Consider the following 20,982-nt stretch of genomic DNA (forward strand, 5'->3'; position numbering starts at 1 on the left):
TTGGCCTATGTTAAGGCGTTGAGCGCGTTGAGGATGGTGGGGTAGTCGAAATTGTCCACCAGCGGCGCCAGCGTCTGGTGCAGTGTGGCGTCGTGCTGGCGCACGGCGTGCAGCGCGGCGTCGATGGCGGCGCTGTCCAGGCTTTCGAGCGCGGCCTGCAGCTGCTGGCGCAGCGCAGCGGGCAGCGGCGCCAGCGTGGCGGGCGTCAGCGGTGGGTGGGTGGCACTGCCGGGTGTGGCGGCACCGCTGGCCTCGTACCGGTAGCGCACGCCCAGGTGCTTGGCCATGCAGTCGTAGATCTCGCTGGAGCGGTAGGGCTTGCGCACAAAATCGTCCATGCCGGCGGCCAGCAGCTCGTCGCGCTGCTCCTGCAGCGCCGAGGCGGTGACGGCCACGATCCTGACCTCGCGCCCGTGCGGCAGCTGGCGGATGCGCCGTGTGGCCTCCACGCCGTCCATCACCGGCATGCGGTGGTCCATCCAGATGAAGTGCGGCGCCCACTGCTGGAACAGGCGCACGCCCTCCAGGCCGTTGTCGGCAATCTGGCAGGCAAAGCCCGCGTCCTGCAACAATTTGGAGAGCAGCAGCTGGTTGTCGCGCTGGTCTTCCACCACCAGAATACGGTAGGTGGGCTGCCCGGCCTCCAGCCCCAGCACGGTGCCGTGCGCGGGGCCATTGGCCGGGCGTGCGATGTCGCCTTCGCTGGCGGTCTGCAGCGGCAGTTCCAGCCGGAATACCGAGCCCCGGCCCAGCTGGCTGTCCAGGCTGATGCTGCCCTGCATGAGCTGCGCGAACTGCTGCGTGATGGCCAGCCCCAGCCCGGTGCCCTTGTTGATGCCCTGTTCGCCCAGCTGCACAAAGGGCTGGAAGATGCGGGCCTGGTCCTCGGGGGCGATGCCGGGGCCGGAGTCCTCGACCTCGATCACCAGCCGCGCGGGCTGCTGCGCCAGCGTGCCCAGCCGTATCGCCACGCCGCCTTGCTGCGTGAACTTGACCGCATTGCCCAGCAGGTTGATGAGCACCTGGCGCAGGCGCGGCTCGTCGCCCACGATGTAGCGCGGAAAGCTCGACGATTGGTCGATGAGCAGGCGCAGGCCTTTTTCCTGCGCGCGGATCTGCATCATGTCGATCACGTCGCGCACCAGCCCGCCCAGGTCGAACGGCACGTGCTGCAGTTGCACGCGCCCGGCCTCGATCTTGGCCATGTCCAGCACGTCGTTGATGAGGGTGAGCAGGTGCTCGCCGCTGCGGTTGATGATGTCGAGCTGCGGGCGCATGGCCTCGGGCAGCAGCGGGTCGTGCCGGATCAGGTTGGAAAACCCCAGGATGGCGTTGAGTGGCGTGCGCAGCTCGTGGCTCATGTTGGCCAGAAAGGCGCTCTTGGCCTGGTTGGCGGCCTCGGCGGCGTTGCGCGCCAGCACCAGGTCGGCGGTGCGCTGCTGCACTTCCTCTTCCAGGTGGTCTTTGTAGCGGCGCAGTTCGGCCTCGTGGCGCTGGCGTTCGGTGATGTCGCGCCCCACCGCCAGCACGCCCAGCACCACGCCGTCGGCGTTGCCGAACACGGTGGCGTTGAACAGGTGGTCGCTGATGTGGCCGTCGTGGTGGCGCATGGACAGCGGCCAGTCCACCACCGCGCCTTGCGCCAGCGCGCGCGTGTGCAGGCTGCGCGCCCGCTCCGGTTCGGTGAAGTGCTGGCTGAAGTCGCTGCCCAGCAGTGCGGCGCGCGCGCAGCCAGTGGCGGCCTCGGCGGCGGGGTTGGTGTCGGTCAGCGTGCCGTCGGGGCCAATCACCAGCAGTGGGTCCAGGTGTGCCTCGATCAGGCTGCGGCTGTAGCGTGCGGCGTCGCGCTGGGCCTGCTTGCTGGCCTGCAGCGCATCGAGCATGAGGTTGAAGCTGTCGGCCAGGCGGCTGATCTCGTGGTGGGTGTGGGCGGGCAGGGTGGCGCGCACGCTGGTCTGGCCATCGCGCACCTGCTGCGTGACCTGCACCAGCTCGTTGATGCCCTGGCCCAGGCGCTGCGCCACCCAGCGCGCCGCCAGCAGCGCCAGCCCCATGGCCAGCACCACAAAGGCGGCGTTGTTCCAGCTGCTGCGGCGCAGGTCGGCGGCAATGCCCTCGCGCCCCAGCGCCACGCGCGCCCAGCCGATGTGGCGCGCCTCGATCATCACCGGCGTGGCCACGTCGAGCACGTCGTCGTCGTTGGCCAGCACGCGCGCGTCGGTGGCCACGCCCGGCGCCAGCGGCCCGAGCTGGCGCAGGCTGTGGGCATCGACCAGGTAGAGCCCGACCTTGCTGGCGTCGCTGTGCGCCAGCACCCGGCCCTGGGGCGAGACTACCATGGCGTGGCGCAGCGCCGGGTAGCGCTGGAACGAGGCAATCACCTCCTGCAGGCCCACCACGTCGTTGGCCAGCATCCAGGGCCGTGCGCTCACCGCCAGCGACTGCGACAGCCCCAGCACGGCGCGGTGGTTCTCGCGGTACAGGCTGTGGCGCTGGTTGATGACGGAGTAGGCCGCCACCGCCGCAATCAGCAGTGAAAAGCCCAGCACGAACACCACCACGATCTGGCGCCGGAACGACTGCGGCGCGGCCCGCCGCCAGCCAGACAAGGGCCAGCTCATGGCGCGGCCTCCTGCGCCTGCAGCGGGCGCACCTCGCGCTCGAAGTCGGCCAGGAAGTCGCGGATCACGTGGTACTGCGCGTCGCTGGCGACCTCGAAGCGCGACAGCGGCAGCCGCGCCAGCAGTGCGCGTCCCTCTGGCGTGGTGTGCAGCTGCACCAGTTGCGCCACCACTTGCTGCACCACGGCGGCGGGCACGTCGTCGCGCGCCACCACGCTGTTGTTGATGAGCGGTTCGGTGGTCCAGCGCACCACCAGCTCGCGCGCCTGCTCGGGGTGCTCGGCCTGGAAGCCCTTCCACGGTACGGGCCAGGTGGTGCCCGCGCTGGCGTTGCCCAGGTACACATTCAGGATGGCCGACTCCTGCGAGCCGACGTAGAGGTTGTGCACGTCGCGCTGGATGCTCAGGCCGTGGCGCTGCAGGTAGGCCTGCGGCAGCATGGTGGCGGCCAGGGCGGTGGGGGCGGGGTAGGCGATTCTGTGGCCTTTCAGGTCGGTGATGCGCGCGATGGTGCTGTCGGCGCGGGTCAAAATCAGGCCGACAAACTCGGCGTCGTCGCCCATCTTGGCCACCACGCGGTAGCCGTGCGCCTGCGCCTTGAGTGTCTGGTAGGGGTTGGGCAGCGCAAAGTCGGGCTCGCGCTGGGCCAGCTTGCGCTCAAAGTCGTCGTAGTTGCGCGAGGCCTCGAGCCGGAAGCTGGCCCCGGCAATGCGCTGGTTGAGGTGGTCCACCAGCGGGCCGTACAGCGCAAACAGGCGCGCCGGGTTGTGCAGCGGGTGCACGGCCAGCACGTACTCGGGCCGCTGCGGCGTGGTGGGGGCGCTGGCGTAGGCCGGGGCAGTACTGGCACCCCGCGACGATGGCGCCGGCCCGCAACCCGCCAGCAGCGGCCACAGCGCCACACCGGCCAGCAGGGTCCACAGTGTTCTCAAGGGTGTGCTCCTTCCGGGCCGCTGCCCGCTGTTTCTACAATGGCAGTGCCGCCGTGGCCTGCTTCCACTTTGCACCAATGATGCCCGATCTTGCTTCCTCCATCCTTGCCGTTGCGCGCGTTGCCGCGCTGGGCGCGCTGCTGACGACCGGGGCCCACGCCATTGCCCAGCCCGCCGCCGCCGTGGCGCCCCCCGACTTGCCCGCGCCCACCCTGGCCGTGGGCAACGACCCCGTGGCCCCCGTGCCCGCGCTGGACGTGCCGCGCTACATGGGCAAGTGGTATGAGATTGCCCACTTGCCCAACTGGTTCCAGAAGAAATGCGTGGATTCCACCCACGCCGAATACACCCTGCAGCCCGACGGTCGGGTGCAAGTCGTCAACCGCTGCCGCCTGGCCAGTGGCGAGATGAACGAGGTTGTGGGCCAGGCGCGACAGGTGGGCGAGGGCGGCGCCACATCGCCCAGGCTCAAGGTGCGTTTTGCGCCCGAGTGGCTGTCCTTCCTGCCCATGGTGTGGGGCGACTACTGGGTGCTGGACTTGGACGCCGACTACCAGCTGGTGGCGGTGGGCGAGCCCACGCGCGAATACCTGTGGGTGCTGGCGCGCACGCCCCGGGTGTCGCCCGAGGCGTATGTGGCGTTGTTGCAACGCCTGGCGCAACAGGGCTTTAATGTGGGCTTATTGCAGCGCACGGCGCATCCACAATAAGGTGGTTTCAAGCCAAGCCATTCCACCGGAGAAGCAACACCATGCAAAACACCCAACGCCACCTGCTGTGCCTGGCCGCCGCCGCCCTGAGCGTGGCCGCCGCGCTGCCCGCCCATGCCGCCAACAGCTCCAGCACCGGCAAGGCCCGCACCGAACGCTGCAAGCCCACCTCGCAGCGCGAGATTGCCCAGCTGTTCGACCGCTGGAACAGCGCGCTCAAGACCGGCGACGCGCACAAGGTGGTGATGAACTACGACAAGACGTCGCTGCTGCTGCCCACCATGTCCAACCAGCCGCGCTTCACGGCGGAGGAAAAGGAGGACTACTTCCACCACTTCCTGGAAAACCACCCCAGCGGCAAGATCGACACGCGCCAGATCCAGATCGGCTGCAACACCGCCATCGACGTGGGCCTGTACACCTTCAGCTTTGCCAAGACCGGCGCCAGCGTGAGCGGGCGTTACAGCTTCACCTACCGCTGGACGGGCAAGCAGTGGCTCATCACCAGCCACCACTCCTCGGCCATGCCCGAGCGCGCCCCTGCCGCCAGCAACGCGCGCCTGCCGGGCCGCTTCGAGTTCATCAGCGGCCCGATGGAGTTCTAAGCGGCCGCCTTTCTGTTCCAATGCTGCCAGATCTTGTGTTTCAAAGCAGGCAGCATGAACAAAACCACCTCCAGCCCCCAGACCGCCCGTCGGCGCAAAGCCGCGCTGGCGGCGCCACTCTCCACGGTCGAGATCCGCAAGCGCCTGACGGCGTTCGTCCACAGCTGGCAGGCGGTGAAGGACGAAAAAGCCGACGCGCAAACCTTCACGCTGCGGCTGCTGGAGTGCTATGGCTTGAACGAGCACAACTACCTGCGCGAAGGCCGGGTACCCAAGCTCGGCGGGGCCACAGGCTACATGGATGGCTTCATTCCCGGCAAGCTCATCATCGAGTTCAAGAGCCTGGGCAAGAACCTCAAAAAAGCCGCCACGCAGGCGCTGGGCTACCACTGGGGCTTGCCGCCGGAGCAGCAGCCGCGCCACCTGCTGCTGTGCGACTTCGAGACCTTTGTGCTGATCGACCTGGCGCAGCAGACCCAGGCCACGTGGCAGCGCGCCGACTTGCCGCGCCACGCCGACAAGCTGCGCTTCTTGATTGACGACGCGCCCGGCGCGATTGTGGAAGAGCGCGATGCCGACCGCAAGGCGGCTTACCAGCTGGCACGGCTGCACGAGGGCCTGTTGCGCGTCAACTTTACCGGCAGGCCGCTGGAGTTGTTCCTCACGCGCACGCTGTTTTGCCTGTTTGCCGACGACACCGGCCTGTTTGGCGACAACGGCCAGTTCCACCGCTTTTTGCAAGGCTCGCGCGGCGATGGCGACGATCTGGGGCCGCGCTTGGCCCAGCTCTACCAAACGCTGAACAAGCCCGAACACCAGCGCCAGACCAATCTGGACGACGCTTACGCGCGCTTTCCCTACGTCAACGGCAGCTTGTTTGCCGACCTCAGCGAGGTGCCCAGCTTTGACAGCGACTTGCGCCAAGCCCTGATGGCCTGCGCCGAGATCGATTGGAAAGACATTTCGCCCGCCATTTTTGGCGCGATGTTCCAGGGCGTGCTGGAGGCCGACCCCGATGCCGCCGAGGCCACCACCCGGCACAAGGCCAACAAGGCGCGGCGGCGCGACCTGGGCGCGCACTACACCAGCGAGCGCCACATCCTGCGCGCCATCAACCCGCTGTTCATGGACGCGCTGCGCGCCGAATTCAAGGCCGCTGGCAAGGATGCCGACAAGCTCGACGCGCTGCTGCGCAAGCTGCCCACCCTCCACCTGTTCGACCCCGCCTGCGGTTGCGGCAACTTTCTGGTGATTGCGTACCGGGAGCTGCGCTTGCTGGAGTTGGACATCATCGAGCGCCGCTACAAGGCCAAAAACACCCGCCAAGGTGCGCTGCTGGCGCTGGCCGACTACGCCCGCGTCAGCCCCGACCAGTTGCACGGCATCGAAATTGAGGACAGCGCGGCGCACATTGCGCGCGTGGCCATCCTCATCACCGACCACCAGATCAACGAGCAGTCGCGCCACATTGGCTTGCCGCGCCCCACCATTCCGCTGGGCAAGATGCCCAACATTGTGTGCGCCAACGCGTTGGCCACCGACTGGGCCAGCGTGGTCGCCCCGCAACGCTGCACCTACATTGTGGGCAACCCGCCGTTTGTGGGGTACAGCAACCAGAACCCGCAGCAAAAGGCGGAGTTGGCCCGCGCCTGTGTGGGCGTGGAGGGTGCGGGCGTGCTGGACTACGTGGCCGCCTGGCACGTGACGGCCACCCGCTACATGGCGGCCAACCCCGCCGTGCGCGCGGCGCTGGTGTCCACCAACTCCATCACGCAGGGCGAACAGGTGGCGGTGTTGTGGCGCTGGATGCACGCGCAGGGCGTGAAGATCGAGTTTGCGCACCGCACCTTCCAGTGGAGCAACGAAGGGCTGGGCGTGGCCGCCGTGCATTGCGTCATCGTCGGCTTTGGCCTGCAAGAGCGGCCCGACAAGCTGATTTTTGAGTACGACGACATCAAGGGCGAGCCCAAGGCGGTGCCCGCGCAGCACATCAACCCGTATTTGATTGATGCGCCCACGGTGTTCATCGACAAGCGCCGCAAGCCGCTGTGTGTGGGCGTGCCCGAGATGGTCAAAGGCAGTCAACCCACCGATGGCGGCCACTTGCTGCTGTTACCCGAGGCAGCGGATGCCCTGCGCGCCAGCGACCCCATAGCGGCCAAGTACCTGCGGCGTTTTCTGGGGGCGGACGAGTTCCTCAACAACCTGCCGCGTTATTGCTTGTGGCTCAAGGACAGCACGGCCACCGACCGCCGCGATTCGCCCGAAATCCGGCAACGCATGGCCGCTGTGCAGGCCATGCGCCAAGCCAGCCCCAAGTTGCCCACGCAAAAGTTGGCCGAGGTGCCGTACCTGTTTGGCGAAATTCGGCAAACCGCCAAGCCTTATTTGTTGATACCCAGTGTTTCTTCCGAAAACCGAAAGTTCGTACCGATTGGTTATCTAACACCAGATGTCATTGCCAGCAATCTGGTTTTCATGCTGCCCGATGCCACGCTGTACCACTTTGGCGTGTTGTGTTCCACCATGCACAACGCTTGGCTGCGTACGGTGTGCGGTCGTCTCAAGAGCGATTTTCGTTATTCCAACACCATTGTTTACAACAATTTTGTGTGGCCCCATCGGCCCACAGCGGCCCAAGTCAAGGCTGTAGAACGCGCGGCCCAAGCCGTGCTGGAGGCCCGCGCCGCCGAAGAGCGCAAGTGTGCCGAGCAGGGTCAAACCTGTTCGCTGGCGGCCCTGTATCCCACCGATGCCACCATGCCCGCCGAGCTGCTCAAAGCCCACCAGCAACTCGACAAGGCCGTCGATGCCGCCTACGGCTACAAACCCCGCAAGGACGGCACCCCCGACGAAGCCCACCGCGTCGCCTTCCTGTTTGGCTTGTACCAGGCGTTGTTGCACCCGCTGGACCAGGGGTAGGCAGGGCAGCGTTTGAATATACTCTGGCCGGTATATTGTGGCCACTGTGGTGGCCTATCCTGCCTGTTTCTGCCCCAAGGAGGTTTGCCCATGTCCGATGTCGATCAACTCCCGCTGCACAACCGTGAACTGGACGTGCTCCACCGCTGCGTGCCTTTGCAGGCCCAGCGCATCATCGAGGTGGGGTGCGGCAACGCACGGCTGGCGCGCGAGCTGCTGCAACAGTACCCCGACTGCCACGTCACGGGGCTGGAGGTGGATGCCATCCAGCACGCCAAAAACTTGGCACGGCCCCAGCCGGGGCTGGTGTTTGCCGCCGCTTGTGCCACCGCCTTGCCCTATGCCGATGCCAGTTTTGACCTGGCGCTGATGCTCAAGTCGCTGCACCACGTGCCGCTGGACGGGTTGGACACCGCCTTGCGCGAGGTGGCGCGCGTGTTGCGCCCCGGTGGGCACCTGTATGTTTCCGAGCCGATCTACGACGGTGCGCTCAACGAGGTGGTCAAACTGTTCAACGACGAAGGTGTGGTGCGCGCTGCTGCCCAGCAGGCGCTGGACCGCGCCTTGGCCGACACCCCGTACTGGGAGGCGGTGGCCGAACACCGCTTTGCCCAAGCGGTGCATTACCGCGACTTTGCCGAGTTTGAGCAGCGCATGCTGCGCCCCACCTTTGCCGACCATGGCATCACCGACGAGGTGGTGTGCCGGGTGCGGCAGGCCTTCGAGCCCCACATGGGCCCGGACGGCGCGCACTTTGTGCGGCCCATGCACGTGCGGTTGTTGCGTCGCAGCCAAGCGGCGCTGGCGCACGCGCACTGAAAGCGCCAGCCCGCGTCAGGTGGCAGGAGCTGCCGTTGCGGGCGCAGGGGCGGGTGTGGTCGCGGGCGGCGTGGCGGGCAGTGTCACGGTCACGGTGGTCAGGTTGTCGATGTCCGAGACTTCCATGCTGATCTGGCCGTGCTGGGCTTCGGTCAGCAGCTTGGCCGAGTAGGTGCCCAGGCCGGTGCCGCCTTGCTTGCCGCTGGTGATGAACTTGTCGAAGAAGCGAGCGCGGATCTCGGGCGGCACCACGCCCCGGTTCTGGATGCTGATGCGGCACCGGTCGCCTTCGGCAGCCAGCATCACGGTCAGGGTGGTGTGGTCGGGCGCGGCCTCGAACGCGTTCTTGAGCAGGTTGTTGAACAGCGAGTAGCACAGCGTGGCGTCGCCCCACACCACGGGGGGGGCGCTTTGCTGCAGCGCCAGGTGCAGCTGCTTGCTGGCAAAGGTGGTGCCCAGCAGCGCGGTGGTGCGTTGCAGCAGGTCGGCAATGTCCACCTTCTGCGCGTGCAGCTCGAAGCGGTGGGTCTCGATCTTGAACAGCTCCGACGAGAGGTTGATCATGTTCATCACCTCCAGCGTGGTCTGCTCGATGGCGTGCAGCTGCTCGGTCTGGGTGGGGCTGGCGCTGCCATCGCCCAGCATGGCGCGCACAATGCCGATCACGCCCGCCAGCGGTGCCTTGAGGTCGTGGCGGGTGATGTGCTCGATGTCCTCGCGCAGGTGCGCCATCTCCAGCATGTCGTCGTAGCTGGCCTGCAGCTGCTTGTGCAGCCCGATGTAGCGCATGAAGTTGCGCACGCGCAGCTTGAGCGTGGCCGGGTCCACCGGCTTGGTCACGTAATCGACCGCGCCCAGCTCCAGGCCCTTGCTGCGCGCCTCGGTGTCGGTCATGGCGGTGACGAAGATGACCGGGATGCCCTCGGACATGGGGTGTTCGCGCAGCTTTTGCAGCACCTCGAAGCCGTCCATGTCGGGCATCATCACGTCGAGCAGCACCAGGTCGGGCGGCGTGTCGGACTGGCACATCTTGAGCGCCTTCTCGCCGTTGATGGCCAGGTGGATGCGGTACTCGCTCTTAAACAGGTTGGACAGCAGCATCAGGTTGTCGGGCGTGTCGTCCACGATCAGGATGCTGGGGCGCTCGTGCGCGTTGGCCTTGCCCTTGTAGAGGCGCTGCAGCGTGGCGGCCTCGACCTCGCTGTGCGCGCCGCCCTTGGCCGGGTCGCTCACGGGCTGGGGCAGGATGCGCGGCGGGCGGTTCTGGGTGCGCGCGCTCATGGCCTTCTCGATGCGGTTGGCCAGCCGCGCGGGCGAGTAGGGCTTGATGAGCAGGTCGGTCACGCCGTGCGCGATGGCCTGCTGGATGTGGGTGCGCTCGGCCTCGGCGGTGATCATGATGAAGGGCAGGCGCTCGAGTTTGGGGTCGGTGCGCAGGGCCTTGAGCAGCTCCAGTCCGGTCATGACGGGCATGTTCCAGTCCGACAGCACCACGTCCACGCGCTGGCTGTTGATGATGCGCAGCGCCTCCAGCCCGTTGGGTGCTGTCAGAATGTTGTTGGCACCCAGGGATCGCAGCTGGTTGGCGGTGATTTTGCGCATGGGCTCAAAATCGTCCACCACCAGGAAAACAGTGTCAGAGTTGAACATTGTGTGTAGAAGAATGGGCCACAGAGGCACGACCGCCCGCAGGGTGCGGCTGGGGTCGAACCAATTGTTGCACAGCCCGCCAAAGGAAATCTTGCCAATATGCCAATGATGTTGTTGAAGTGGATGCGCCTGGGCGCGCTGGCGCTGCTGTTGCCCGGTGGGGCCGGGCTGGCCAGCGCCGACGAGGCCATGGCCTTGCAACCGCTGGCCCCCGTGCTGCCCGGTGCGCTGCCCGGTGCGTTTGTGGAGGTGCCCGCCACCGCCCGGACGCTGCAGCAGTTGCGCGCCGGGGGCTATGTGCTGTACCTGCGCCACGGCGCCACCGACAACACCCGGCCCGACCGCGCCCCGGCGGTGGACCTGGACGATTGCGGCACGCAGCGCCCGCTCAACGCCCAGGGCTGGGCGCAGCAGCAGGCGGTGGGGCAGGCGTTGCGCCGCGCGGGCGTGCCGGTGACGGAGTTGCGCATCAGCCCCCTGTGCCGCACCCGCGACAGCGCGCGCGCCGCGTTCCCCGATCTCAAGCCGGTGGTGGATCCGCTGCTGATCTACGCCGCCAACCTGACCGAGACCGAGAAGGCGCCGGTGGTGGCCAACACCCGGCGCTGGCTGTCGGCCAGCGTGCCGCCGGGGCAGAACCGCGTGCTGCTGGCGCACGCCTCCAACCTGATGGAGGTGATGGGCTACTTCCCGAAGGAGTCGATGCTGGTGGTGCTGCGCCCCAAGGGCGAGCAGCACGGCTTTGAGTACGTGGCCAGCATCCCGCACGGCGCCTGGGCCCGCTTGCTGCCATGACGCCCGACGCACCGCCACCGCGCCGCCACCACTGGCTGGGCCTGTTCTGGCCGGTGGCGCTGGTCATGCTGCTGGTGGGCGCGCTCAACGGCGGCGTGCTGGCCTACTTGAGCCACAGCTACCGCCAGGCCAACACGCAGCAGCAGGTCAAGTCCATCCAGCTGGTGGCGGTGGCGCACCTGAACCAGGAGGTGGCCGCGATCCAGCTGCTGGCCGGCCAGACGCTGGAGCGCGCCGCGCGCGGCGAGCTCGACACCGGCACGCTCTACCTGCAGCACACGCAGGTGGTGAACCGGCTGGCGCGCCTGCACCAGCAGCTGCAGGCGCTGCCGCCCGATCCGGCCTACCAGCAGCACGTGCGCCTGGCGCGCCAGGAGTTTGACGCCTACCGCAACTTCATCGTCATGGCCACCGACCTGGCGGTGGTGGAGCCGCCCAGCGCGGCGCGCTACACGCTGCAGGCGGCGCAGGCGCACGCCCGCGTCTCGCAGCACACGGCGGCCATGGCGCACGCCATTGCGCGCACCCTGGCCAGCCGGGTGCAAGACCAGGCCCAGACCTTTGCCGCCCACGCGCAGTGGGCCTGGGGCCTGGGCGGCGCGATGCTGCTGTTGCTGGTGCTGGGCTGGTGGTGGCTGGCCAGCCGCGTCACGGGCCGCTTGCTGTGCCTGGCGCACGCCATGTCGATGCTGGCCGCCCAGCGCAGCGGCACGCCGGCGTGGCCCGCCATCCAGGCGCTGGCCAGCCGCCCGCGCGGCCTGATGCCCGAGATGGCGCAGGCGCTGCTGGCCTTGCGCACCGTGGTGCTGGAGCGCCAGCAGGCGCAGCAGGCGCTGGCGCAGCGCGTGCAGGAGCTGGCCTGCCTGTTCGACATCAACCGCATCACCGAGCGCGATGAGCTGGAGCTGCCCGCCATGCTGGCCGAGGTGGTGGCCCGCCTGCCCGCTGCCCTGCACCCGCCCGGCCAGGTGCAGGTGTGCATCACCTACGGCGACTTCGAGGACTGCAGCGGCCCGCCACTGCCCGCCGACGGCTGCGTCACGCTGGCGCTGGACATAGGCGCTGGCCCCGGCCTGGACGGCGTGCCCGCCACCCAGGGCCAGCTGCAGGTGCGCTACGCCGTGCCCGCGCAGGGGCCAGCACCGGTGTGCTCGCCCGAGGAGCGCGCCATGCTCGAGGCCGTGGCCAGCAGCCTGAGCAGCGCCCTCAAGCGGCGCCACATCAGCACGCTGGAGCACGACCACCAGGCGCTCATGCGCGCCGTGATCGAGGAGGCGCCCTACGCCATCGAGGTGGTGGATCCGGGCGACTTCTCCTTTGTGACCGTCAACGCCGCCGCCTGCCGCTGGCTGGGCCACACGCGCGAGCAGCTGCTGGGCATGACGCTGTTCGACATCCAGGCCCGACTGGGCCAGGGCGAGGTGGCCGAGCTGACGGCGCAGGTGCTGGCCGGGCGCAGCATCGACTCCGAGAACCGCTACCGCCGCCGCGACGGCTCCGAGCTGGACGTGCAGCTGCGCGCCTGCGCCGTGCACCTCAAGGGGCGCGACTACCTGGTGCTGGCCTGGAACGACATCACCGCCGAAAAGGCGGCGCTGGCGCACAGCCGCAAGCTGTCGTTGGTGGTGGAGCAAAGTCCGACCTCGGTCATCATTGCCGATTTGCACGGCAACATCGAGTACGTCAACGACGCTTTCGTGCAGCACACGGGCTACAGCCGCGAGGAAGCCATCGGGCGCAACCCGCGCTTTCTCAAGTCCAACAAGACGCCCAGCGGCACCTACAGCGAGCTGTGGGCCACGCTGCTGCGCGGCGAGGTCTGGCACGGCGAGTTCATCAACCACACGCGCGACGGGCGCGAGCAGATCGAGGCCGCCACCATTGCGCCGCTGCACCAGCCCAACGGCCAGGTCACGCACTACGTGGCCACCAAGGAGGACATCACCGAGCGCAAGCGCCAGGAGCGCCAGCTGCACCAGCTGTTCATGGCGGTGGAGCAAAGCCCCGAGAGCGTGGTCATCACCAACCTGGAGGCACGCATCGAGTACGTGAACCAGGCCTTTGTGCGCAACACCGGCTACACCAAGGACGAGGCACTGGGCCTGAACCCGCGCGTGCTCAAGTCGGGGCGCACGCCCAAGGCGGTGTACGACGACATGTGGCGCACGCTGCTGCACGGCGAGCCCTGGAGCGGCGAGCTCATCAACCGGCGCAAGGACGGCACCGAATACACCGAGCTGGCCAAGATTGCGCCGGTGCGCCAGCCCGACGGCAGCATCACGCACTACCTGGCGATCAAGGAAAACATCACCGACAAGAAGCAGCTGCTGGCCGAGCTGCAGCGCCACCGCGACCACCTGGAGCAGCTGGTGACGCTGCGCACCACCGAACTGAGCGAGGCGCGCGACGCCGCCGAAGCCGCCAACCGCAGCAAGAGCGACTTCCTGGCCAACATGAGCCACGAGATCCGCACGCCCATGAACGCCATCATCGGCATGTCGATGCTGGCGCTGCAGACGCCGCTGGACAAGAAGCAGCGCAACTACATCGAGAAGGTGCACCGCGCGGGCGAGAACCTGCTGGGCATCATCAACGACATCCTGGATTTCTCCAAGATCGAGGCGCACAAGCTCAGCATGGAGCAGATCGAGTTCCACCTCGACGAGGTGATGGAGCACCTCTCGACCCTGGTGGCGATGAAGACCGAGGACAAGGGCCTGGAGCTGCTGTTCGACACCGCGCCCGACGTGCCCACCGCGCTGGTGGGCGACCCGCTGCGCCTGGGCCAGGTGCTGCTGAATCTGGCCAACAACGCCGTCAAGTTCACCCAGCGCGGCGAGGTGGTGGTGGGCGTGGAGACGGTGGCCCAGACGCCCGACAGCGTGGAGCTGCACTTCTACGTGCGCGACACCGGCATCGGCATGACGCCCGAGCAGTGCGCCAAGATGTTCCAGCCCTTCAGCCAGGCCGATGCCTCCACCACGCGCAAGTACGGCGGCACCGGGCTGGGGCTGGTCATCTCCAAGAGCCTGGTGGAGCTGATGCAAGGGCACATCTGGGTCGAGAGCGAGCCGGGCCGGGGTTCGGTGTTCCACTTCCACGCCCGCCTGGGCCTGCAGCGCGAGGCCGCGCCCCGGCGCGCGCTGGACCTCGCCGCGCTGCACGGCCTGCGCGTGCTGGTGGTGGACGACAACCCCACCGCGCGCGAGGTGCTGTGCGCCATGCTCGACAGCCTGGGCGCCCACCCCGACGCCGCCAGCAGCGGCCCGCAGGCGCTGGAGCGGGTGCGCGCGGCCCAGCCGCCCTACGACCTGCTGCTGATGGACTGGAAGATGCCGGAGTGGGACGGCTTTGAGACCCTGCAGCACCTGCAGGCCGATGCCGGGGTGGTGCTGCCCGCCGTCATCATGGTCACGGCCCACGGCGGCGAGGACGCGCGCGACATGGCGCAGCGCCAGGGCGTGGCGGTGGCGGCGGTGCTGTCCAAGCCCGCCTCGCGCGCGGCGCTGGGCAGCGCCATCGGCAAGGCGCTGCACGAGCAGGGCCACCCCGGCGAGCCCACGCCGCCAGCCAGCGCCCCGCTGCTGCAGGCCAGCCCCGTGGCGGCCCAGCTGCGCGGTGCGCGCGTGCTGCTGGTGGAGGACAACGACATGAACCAGGAGCTGGCGCAGGAGTTGCTGCACCAGGCCGGCATGGAGGTGGTGCTGGCCGAGCATGGCCAGGAGGCGCTGGACATGCTGGCGCGTGATGCCGACTTCGACGGCATTCTGATGGACTGCCAGATGCCGGTGATGGACGGCTACACCGCCACCGGCCATATCCGCCAGCACCCGGTGTGGGGCCGCATTCCGGTGATTGCCATGACCGCCAACGCCATGGCCGGCGACCGCGAGAAAGTGCTGGCCGCCGGCATGTGCGACCACATTGCCAAGCCGCTCAATGTGGGCGAGATGTTTGCCACCCTGGCCAAGTGGATCCACCCGGTGCGCCACGCGGGCGGGGCGGCGCCCACGCTGGCCCCGGCCAGCACGTCACCGCACGCGCTGGCGCTGGCGCCGCTGCCCGGCATCGACGTGCAAGATGGCCTGGCGCGCACGCTGGGCAACGCCGGGCTGTACCAGCGGCTGCTGCTGCAGTTCCGCAACGGCCAGGGCCACTTTGCCGAGCTGTTCGAGCAGGCGCGCCACGACACCAGCGACCCCCACGCCGCCGAGCGTTGCGCCCACACCCTCAAAGGCACGGCGGGCAACATTGGTGCGCACGGGGTGCAGCAGGCCGCCGCCGCACTGGAGCACGCCTGCCACGCCCAGGCCGACCCCGTTGAAGTGGATACCCTGCTGCGTCAGGTGCTGGACCAGCTGCTGCCGGTGCTCGGCGGCCTGCAGGCCTTGCCCGACCCTGCCGCGAGCACCGCCCCCACCGAGGCCCCGCTGGACGCGGCCAGCTTTGCGCTGCTGGTGGCGGACTTGCAGGAGCTGCTGCGCGAGTCCGACTTCGAGGCCAGCGACCTGTGGGACGAGCACGAGGCGCTGTTCCGCGCCGCCTGGCCCGACCACTGGCAGGCCATTGCCAACGAGCTGCGCGCGTTCGACTTCAGCGCCGCGCTGGAGCGGCTGCAGCAGGCGCAGGCCGCCCGTGGTGCGTGATGCCCCGGACGGGCCGGGGGAGCTGGCGCCGGTTTACCCAGCTTACGCGGAAAGCCTCGCCGTTCACAGCGGGGATGGACAGCGCGGACGGCGTAGCCGTCCTATTGGCTCAAATTATCGGTTACCAACATAGAATGAATCTCGTGCAACGCCTCCAATCTTTCCGGTACGAACTGCGCCCGAACGGCCAGCAAGCGTGCCAGATGCGCTGCTTTGCGGGCGCGTGCCGTTTTGTGTTCAACAAGGCACTGGCGTTGCAGCAGGAACGGCACGCAGCCGGTGAAAAGCGATTCACTTATGCCCAACTGTGCCAAACCCTGACGGCTTGGAAAAAACAGCCTGAGCTGCTGTGGCTCAACGATGCTCCCAGCCAGCCGTTGCAACAAGCCCTGAAGAATCTGGAACGCGCCTACACCAACTTCTTCGAGAAACGCGCAGCCTTCCCACGTTTCAAGAAAAAAGGCCAGTCCGAGAGCATTCGCTATCCGCAAGGTGTTCGGCTCGATCAGACCAATGGCCGCATCTTTCTGCCCAAGTTGGGCTGGGTGCGGCTACGCCTGTCGCGCCCGGTGCTGGGCACCATCAAGAACGTGACTGTTCGCCTACGTGCGGGCAAGTGGTTTGTCAGCATCCAGACTGAACGCGAAGTGGCAGCGCCTGTACCGCAAGCCACCAACGCCATCGGCATCGACATGGGCATTGCGCGCTTTGCCACCTTCAGCGATGGCGATTTTCTTGCGCCGCTGAACAGTTTCAAGCGCCACCAAGTGCGGCTGGCCCGCTACCAGCGGCGGATGAGCCGCAAGGTCAAATTCAGCAACAACTGGAAAAAGGAAAAAGCCAAAGTCCAGCAGCTTCATACCCGCATTGCCAACTGTCGCCAAGACTTCCTGCACAAGGCCACCGCAGCGATCAGCCAAAACCACGCGCTCGTCTGCATCGAGGATTTGCAGGTTGGCAACATGTCCAAGTCGGCACAAGGCAGCAAAGACAAGCCCGGCAAAAACGTGAAGGCCAAGTCCGGCCTGAACCGCTCGATCATGGATCAAGGCTGGTACGAATTCCGCCGCCAGTTGACGTACAAGCTGGAGTGGTCGGGCGGTATGCTGGTGGCGGTGCCACCGCACCACACCAGCCAAACCTGCCCGCACTGCGGGCACATTTCGCCGGACAACCGGCGCACGCAAGCACAGTTTCTGTGTGTGCAATGCGGCTACCAAAACCACGCCGATGTGGTGGGAGCCATGAACATTTTAGAGCGCGGACTGCGCTTGTTAGCCTGTGGAGAGGACGTTAGCCGCGCCAAGGTCGCAAGACCGAAACGCGCAGCCTCTGCGAAGCAGGAACCCGCCGAGGCGACCCGTGCCCAGCATGATGCAGGCACGGGCGCGGTAGGAATCCCCGTCCTTTGGGACGGGGAGGATGTCACTGTTCCGCCGTCTTGACGTAGCGGCCGTCGCGGATTTCGGTGAAGAACACCTTGCGCGGCGTGTCGCCGTTAGCGTCGAACGTGATGGTCTGCTGCAGGCCCTGGAACGGGCCGCTGCGCAGCGCGGCTTGCTTGACGGTCTCGTTGCCCTTGCGGTTCTTCAGGGCGGTCAGCACCACGGTGGCGGCGTCGTAGGCCGAGACCGAGCTGTAGCCGGGCTTGCGCTGGAAGCGTTTGTAGTACGCGTCGCTGAAGTCCTTGAAGCGCGCCGAGTCGTCGTCGCGGTCGTAGTTCTGCACGATCAGCAGGCCCTGCACCACGTCGCCGCCCAGTTCAATCAGTTGTTCGGTGGCGGCCCACTCGGCGGCGCCGATGGGCAGCTGCGGCGCTTGCTTGCGCGCCTGTTGCGCCAGCCGCGCCACGTCCAGCGCGCCCGAGATGAAGAACAGCCCGTCGGGCTTGTTGGCCAGCATCTTCTGCATCACGCTGGCAAAGTCGGCGTTCTCGCTCGATTCGTACGGTACCTCGGCGGCGAGCTGCTGGCCCTGGGCCTGCACGGCGGCGCGGAATTCATCCAGCCAGGACTTGGTGAAGTTGAGGTTGCGCGTGTCGTAGGCCACCGCAATGTGGGTCTGGCCGCGCGCGGCCATGACGCGGGCGTAGTCGCGCGCGTTGTCGCGCGTGGTGCGGTTGATGCGGAACAGGTTGTCGTCCTTGCCGTAGAAGTCCATCGAGGTGATGGTGGGGCTGACCTGGAAGATGCCCGCCGCGCCGGTGATGGGCACGATGACCTGTGCCATGCCGCTGGTGAAGGGGCCGATCACGCCTTCGACCTTGGCCGCCACCAGCTCGTTGCTGGACTGCGCTGCCACGGTCTTGCTCTGCGCGTCGTCCTTGGCAATGAGCTCGACGCGGCGGCCATCGACGCCACCGTTGCGGTTGAACTGCTCCACCGCCAGGATCACGCCGTTGAGCCCGGCCTGGCCGTTGTCGGAGTTGCGGTCGGTCAGCCCGCCAATGAAGCCGATCTGCAGCGGCGGCTGGGGGCCGCAGCCGGCCAGGGCGGCGGCCAGCAGCGTGGTGGCAACGGAGGTGGCAAGGGTGGGGAATCGGGCCATGGGCGGGGGTGCTCCGGTGTGTGTGGGGGGGCGGATGTGTTCCAGATAATAATGGGCTTTTGGCCCCGTCCTGTTGCGTCTTCCCCATGTTCCATTGCCTGCCCGCGCGGGGCGCCTGCCATGGCCGCTCCTGAAGCACCCGCCCCCTTGCCGCCCGTGGCCCCCGCGGCGCTGGCCGCCGCCGTGCCGGGCCGGTGGTGGGTGCGCTGGCGCCGGGAGTGGACGCATTCGCTGCGGTTCCGCTTTCTGGCGCTGGGGCTGATGCCGCTGCTGGTGGCGTTTCCGGTGGTGATTGCGGCGCTGGTGCTGGTGGGCGGCGAGCGCAGCAACAGCCTGCTGCAGGCCAACGTGCGCAGCAACCTGGCCGGGGCGCACAACTACCTGGCCCAGATGAAGACCCAGACCAGCGTGCGCCTGGCGCAGCTGGTGCGCTCCGAGCGCCTGATCGACGCCGTGAAGAACCACCAGCGCAGCCGCGACATTGACCAGTTGCTGCACACGGCGGCCGAGAGCAGCGGGCTGGACTACCTGGTGGTGGCCACCGCCGACGGGCGCGTGCTGGCCTCCAGCACCGGGGTGGCGCTGTCCAACCGGCTGCCCGACTCGTACGTGATCCGCCAGGCGCGCATCGGCGTGGCCAACGCGGCCTACGAGCGTTTCGGGGCGCTGGAGCTCAACGCGCTGTCGCCGCAGTTTGCGCAGCAGGTGCAGGGCGCGCCGGGCCAGCCCGAGCCGGGCCAGGGCCTGCTCATCAACGCGGCGGCGCATTTTCCGCTGAGCGTGGACATTCCCGACACCATCCTGGTGGGCGGCATGCTGCTCAACAAGAATCTGTCGCTGATCGAGCACATGCGCGAGATCATCTACCCCGTGGGCACGCTGCCCGACGACAGCGAGGGCATGACCGCCATCTTTCTGGACGCGCAGGCCATTGCGTCGAGCCGCCAGCACAGCAACGGCACCCAGCCGCCCGGGCTGCAGGCCCCGCCCGAGGTGCTGCGCACCGTGCTGCAGGAGCAGCTGCCCTGGTTTGGCACCCACGCTGTGGCCAACGAGAGCTACATGCTGGGCTACCAGGTGCTGACCAACGGCGACGGCGCGGCGGTGGGCATGATTGGCGTGGGCTTTCCGGCCGCGCCCTACCAGCGCATGGCGCTGGTGCTGCTGGCGCTGGTGTCGGGCCTGCTGGCGCTGAGCATGCTGGCCATTTCGGTGCTGTTCCTGCGCGCCGGGCGCGAGCTCACGCAGCGCCTGCAGGCCATGGGCGACACCATGAACGCGGTGCGCCAAGGCCAGCGCCAGGCGCGGCTGGCGCTGCCGGGCGAGCGCGACGAGCTGGCCCGCCTGGGCCAGGACTTCAACGACCTGCTCAACACCATTGCCGAGCAGGAGGCCCAGCAGCAGGCCGCCCAGCGCACCATTGCCGACGAGGCCGCGCGCCGGCGGGTGCTGTTCGAGCAGGCGCGCGACGGCGTGGTCATCATCGACACCCAGGGCCACGTGGTGGAATGCAACACCAGTGGCGCGGCCATGCTGGGCTACAGCACCGCCGAGCTGCGCCACCGCCGCTGGCACGACTGGGACGCCCAGCACAGCCCGGCCCAGATCGACGAGCTGCTGCACAACGTGGGGCCGCAGGGCCGTTTTTTGGAAACGCTGCACCGGCGCAAGGATGGCAGCACCTATACGGCGGAAGTGTCGCTGAGCCGCGCCGAGTGGGCGGGCCAGACGCTGGTGTTTGCGCTGCACCGCGACATCTCGCAGCGCAAAGCGGTGGAAGAGGAGCTGGAGCGTTACCGCCAGAACCTGGAGCGGCTGGTGCAGGAGCGTACCCGTGCGCTGAACGAACTCAACGCCGACCTGGAGCACATGGTGGACGTGCGCACCGCGCAGCTGGCCGCCGCCAACGCCGCCAAGAGCGAATTCCTGGCCAACATGAGCCACGAGATCCGCACCCCCATGAACGCGGTGCTGGGGCTGGCGCAGCTGCTGCTGGACATGGAGCTGGGGCCCAAGCAGCGCGACTACATGCACAAGATCCACCAGGCGGCCACCACGCTGCTGGGGGTGTTGAACGACATCCTGGACTACTCCAAGATCGAGGCCGGCTACCTGCGGGTGGAGACCGTGCCGCTGCGCCTGGACGAGGTGCTGCGCAACAGCGTGACGCTGTTCGAGAACCGCGCCGCCGAAAAGCAGCTGCAGCTGGACTGGCAGATCGAGCCGCAGGTGCCGCTGCTGCTGGAGGGCGACCCGCTGCGCCTGGGCCAGGTGCTCAACAACCTGATTGGCAACGCCATCAAGTTCACCGCGCGCGGCAGCGTGCAGGTGCAGGTGGCGCTGGCGCAGAACTTGGCGCAGGCGGTGCTGCTCAAGGTGGTGGTGCGCGACACCGGCATTGGCCTGACGCCCGAGCAGGTGGGCGGCATCTTCGAGGCCTTCCAGCAGGCCGACGCCTCCACCACGCGCAAGTACGGCGGCACCGGGCTGGGCCTGAGCATCAGCAAGCGGCTGGTGGAGCTGATGGGCGGCGAGATGGGCGTGGAGAGCGAGGCCGGGCAGGGCAGCCGCTTCTGGTTCACGGTGCGGCTGGGGCTGTGCGCGCCGTCGCTGGCCGCGCCCGGCGCGACTGACCGCGACGCCACCTGGCTGCCCGGCGGCAGCGCCCCGGCCTGGAGCGAGGTGGTGGCCATCACCGCCCCCATACGCGGCGCGCGCGTGCTGCTGGTGGACGA

At 67.9% G+C, this 20,982-nt stretch carries 12 protein-coding genes; 8 read left to right on the top strand and 4 right to left on the bottom strand.

Going from position 1 to position 20,982, the window contains the following annotated elements; translation table 11 throughout:
- Positions 1-5: 5 nt before the first annotated feature.
- Both CON76_RS11370 and CON76_RS11375 read right to left on the bottom strand, forming a co-directional pair.
- Complete coding sequence (locus tag CON76_RS11370) at positions 6-2,621, bottom strand: ATP-binding protein (RefSeq protein ID WP_101103463.1); 2,616 nt, start codon at positions 2,619-2,621, stop codon at positions 6-8.
- Complete coding sequence (locus CON76_RS11375) at positions 2,618-3,553, bottom strand: phosphate/phosphite/phosphonate ABC transporter substrate-binding protein (protein WP_205758233.1); 936 nt, start codon at positions 3,551-3,553, stop codon at positions 2,618-2,620. Before CON76_RS11375 ends, CON76_RS11370 begins: the two co-directional genes overlap by 4 nt.
- 80 nt (positions 3,554-3,633) lie before the next feature.
- On the opposite strand from CON76_RS11375, the gene CON76_RS11380 reads away from it, so the two are divergent.
- From CON76_RS11380 to CON76_RS11395, 4 genes are all read left to right on the top strand, one after another.
- The gene (locus CON76_RS11380) at positions 3,634-4,263 is read left to right on the top strand and encodes a lipocalin family protein (RefSeq protein WP_205758234.1); all 630 of its coding nucleotides are present in this window, start codon (positions 3,634-3,636) and stop codon (positions 4,261-4,263) included.
- A 41-nt stretch (positions 4,264-4,304) separates the two neighbouring features.
- Positions 4,305-4,868 (top strand): SgcJ/EcaC family oxidoreductase, encoded by a 564-nt coding sequence (locus CON76_RS11385; RefSeq protein WP_101103465.1) that lies wholly within the window; start codon positions 4,305-4,307, stop codon positions 4,866-4,868.
- Between the two features lie 54 nt (positions 4,869-4,922).
- Entirely contained in the window at positions 4,923-7,790 is a 2,868-nt protein-coding gene (locus CON76_RS11390) for a class I SAM-dependent DNA methyltransferase (RefSeq protein ID WP_101103466.1), read from the top strand.
- Positions 7,791-7,880: 90 nt separating this feature from the next.
- Positions 7,881-8,609, top strand: coding sequence for a class I SAM-dependent methyltransferase (locus tag CON76_RS11395; protein ID WP_101103467.1), 729 nt, complete (start codon positions 7,881-7,883; stop codon positions 8,607-8,609).
- 15 nt (positions 8,610-8,624) lie between these two features.
- Here CON76_RS11395 and CON76_RS11400 read toward each other — a convergent pair whose 3' ends face one another.
- Complete coding sequence (locus CON76_RS11400) at positions 8,625-10,259, bottom strand: ATP-binding response regulator (RefSeq protein WP_101103468.1); 1,635 nt, start codon at positions 10,257-10,259, stop codon at positions 8,625-8,627.
- Positions 10,260-10,358: 99 nt separating this feature from the next.
- On the opposite strand from CON76_RS11400, the gene CON76_RS11405 reads away from it, so the two are divergent.
- From CON76_RS11405 to CON76_RS11415, 3 genes are all read left to right on the top strand, one after another.
- Positions 10,359-11,054 (top strand): histidine phosphatase family protein, encoded by a 696-nt coding sequence (locus CON76_RS11405; RefSeq protein WP_205758235.1) that lies wholly within the window; start codon positions 10,359-10,361, stop codon positions 11,052-11,054.
- Entirely contained in the window at positions 11,051-15,700 is a 4,650-nt protein-coding gene (locus CON76_RS11410) for a PAS domain S-box protein (RefSeq protein ID WP_101103469.1), read from the top strand. The genes CON76_RS11405 and CON76_RS11410 overlap by 4 nt, the downstream gene beginning before the upstream one ends.
- Before the next feature lie 143 nt (positions 15,701-15,843).
- Positions 15,844-17,145, top strand: coding sequence for an RNA-guided endonuclease InsQ/TnpB family protein (locus tag CON76_RS11415; RefSeq protein WP_101103475.1), 1,302 nt, complete (start codon positions 15,844-15,846; stop codon positions 17,143-17,145).
- Here CON76_RS11415 and CON76_RS11420 read toward each other — a convergent pair.
- On the bottom strand, positions 17,126-18,247 hold the full coding sequence (locus CON76_RS11420) for an ABC transporter substrate-binding protein (RefSeq protein ID WP_101103470.1): 1,122 nt from the start codon (positions 18,245-18,247) through the stop codon (positions 17,126-17,128). The genes CON76_RS11415 and CON76_RS11420 overlap by 20 nt on opposite strands.
- Before the next feature lie 120 nt (positions 18,248-18,367).
- Between CON76_RS11420 and CON76_RS11425 the strand changes: the two genes are divergently transcribed.
- The coding region (locus CON76_RS11425; RefSeq protein WP_145995436.1) for an ATP-binding protein at positions 18,368-20,982 on the top strand (2,615 nt) is incomplete at its 3' end.

Origin of the sequence: Macromonas bipunctata (genome assembly GCF_002837135.1) — a bacterium.
GTDB classification, from domain to species: Bacteria; Pseudomonadota; Gammaproteobacteria; order Burkholderiales; family Burkholderiaceae_C; genus Macromonas_A; species Macromonas_A bipunctata.

What these genes read in the sequence shown, in the direction of transcription:
- CON76_RS11390 (WP_101103466.1), top strand. Translation starts at nt 4,923, where the DNA reads ATGAACAAAACCACCTCCAGCCCCCAGACCGCCCGTCGGCGCAAAGCC.
- CON76_RS11395 (WP_101103467.1), top strand. Translation starts at nt 7,881, where the DNA reads ATGTCCGATGTCGATCAACTCCCGCTGCACAACCGTGAACTGGACGTG.
- CON76_RS11380 (WP_205758234.1), top strand. Translation starts at nt 3,634, where the DNA reads ATGCCCGATCTTGCTTCCTCCATCCTTGCCGTTGCGCGCGTTGCCGCG.
- CON76_RS11420 (WP_101103470.1), bottom strand. Translation starts at nt 18,247, where the DNA reads ATGGCCCGATTCCCCACCCTTGCCACCTCCGTTGCCACCACGCTGCTG.
- CON76_RS11405 (WP_205758235.1), top strand. Translation starts at nt 10,359, where the DNA reads ATGCCAATGATGTTGTTGAAGTGGATGCGCCTGGGCGCGCTGGCGCTG.
- CON76_RS11400 (WP_101103468.1), bottom strand. Translation starts at nt 10,259, where the DNA reads ATGTTCAACTCTGACACTGTTTTCCTGGTGGTGGACGATTTTGAGCCC.
- CON76_RS11370 (WP_101103463.1), bottom strand. Translation starts at nt 2,621, where the DNA reads ATGAGCTGGCCCTTGTCTGGCTGGCGGCGGGCCGCGCCGCAGTCGTTC.
- CON76_RS11385 (WP_101103465.1), top strand. Translation starts at nt 4,305, where the DNA reads ATGCAAAACACCCAACGCCACCTGCTGTGCCTGGCCGCCGCCGCCCTG.
- CON76_RS11410 (WP_101103469.1), top strand. Translation starts at nt 11,051, where the DNA reads ATGACGCCCGACGCACCGCCACCGCGCCGCCACCACTGGCTGGGCCTG.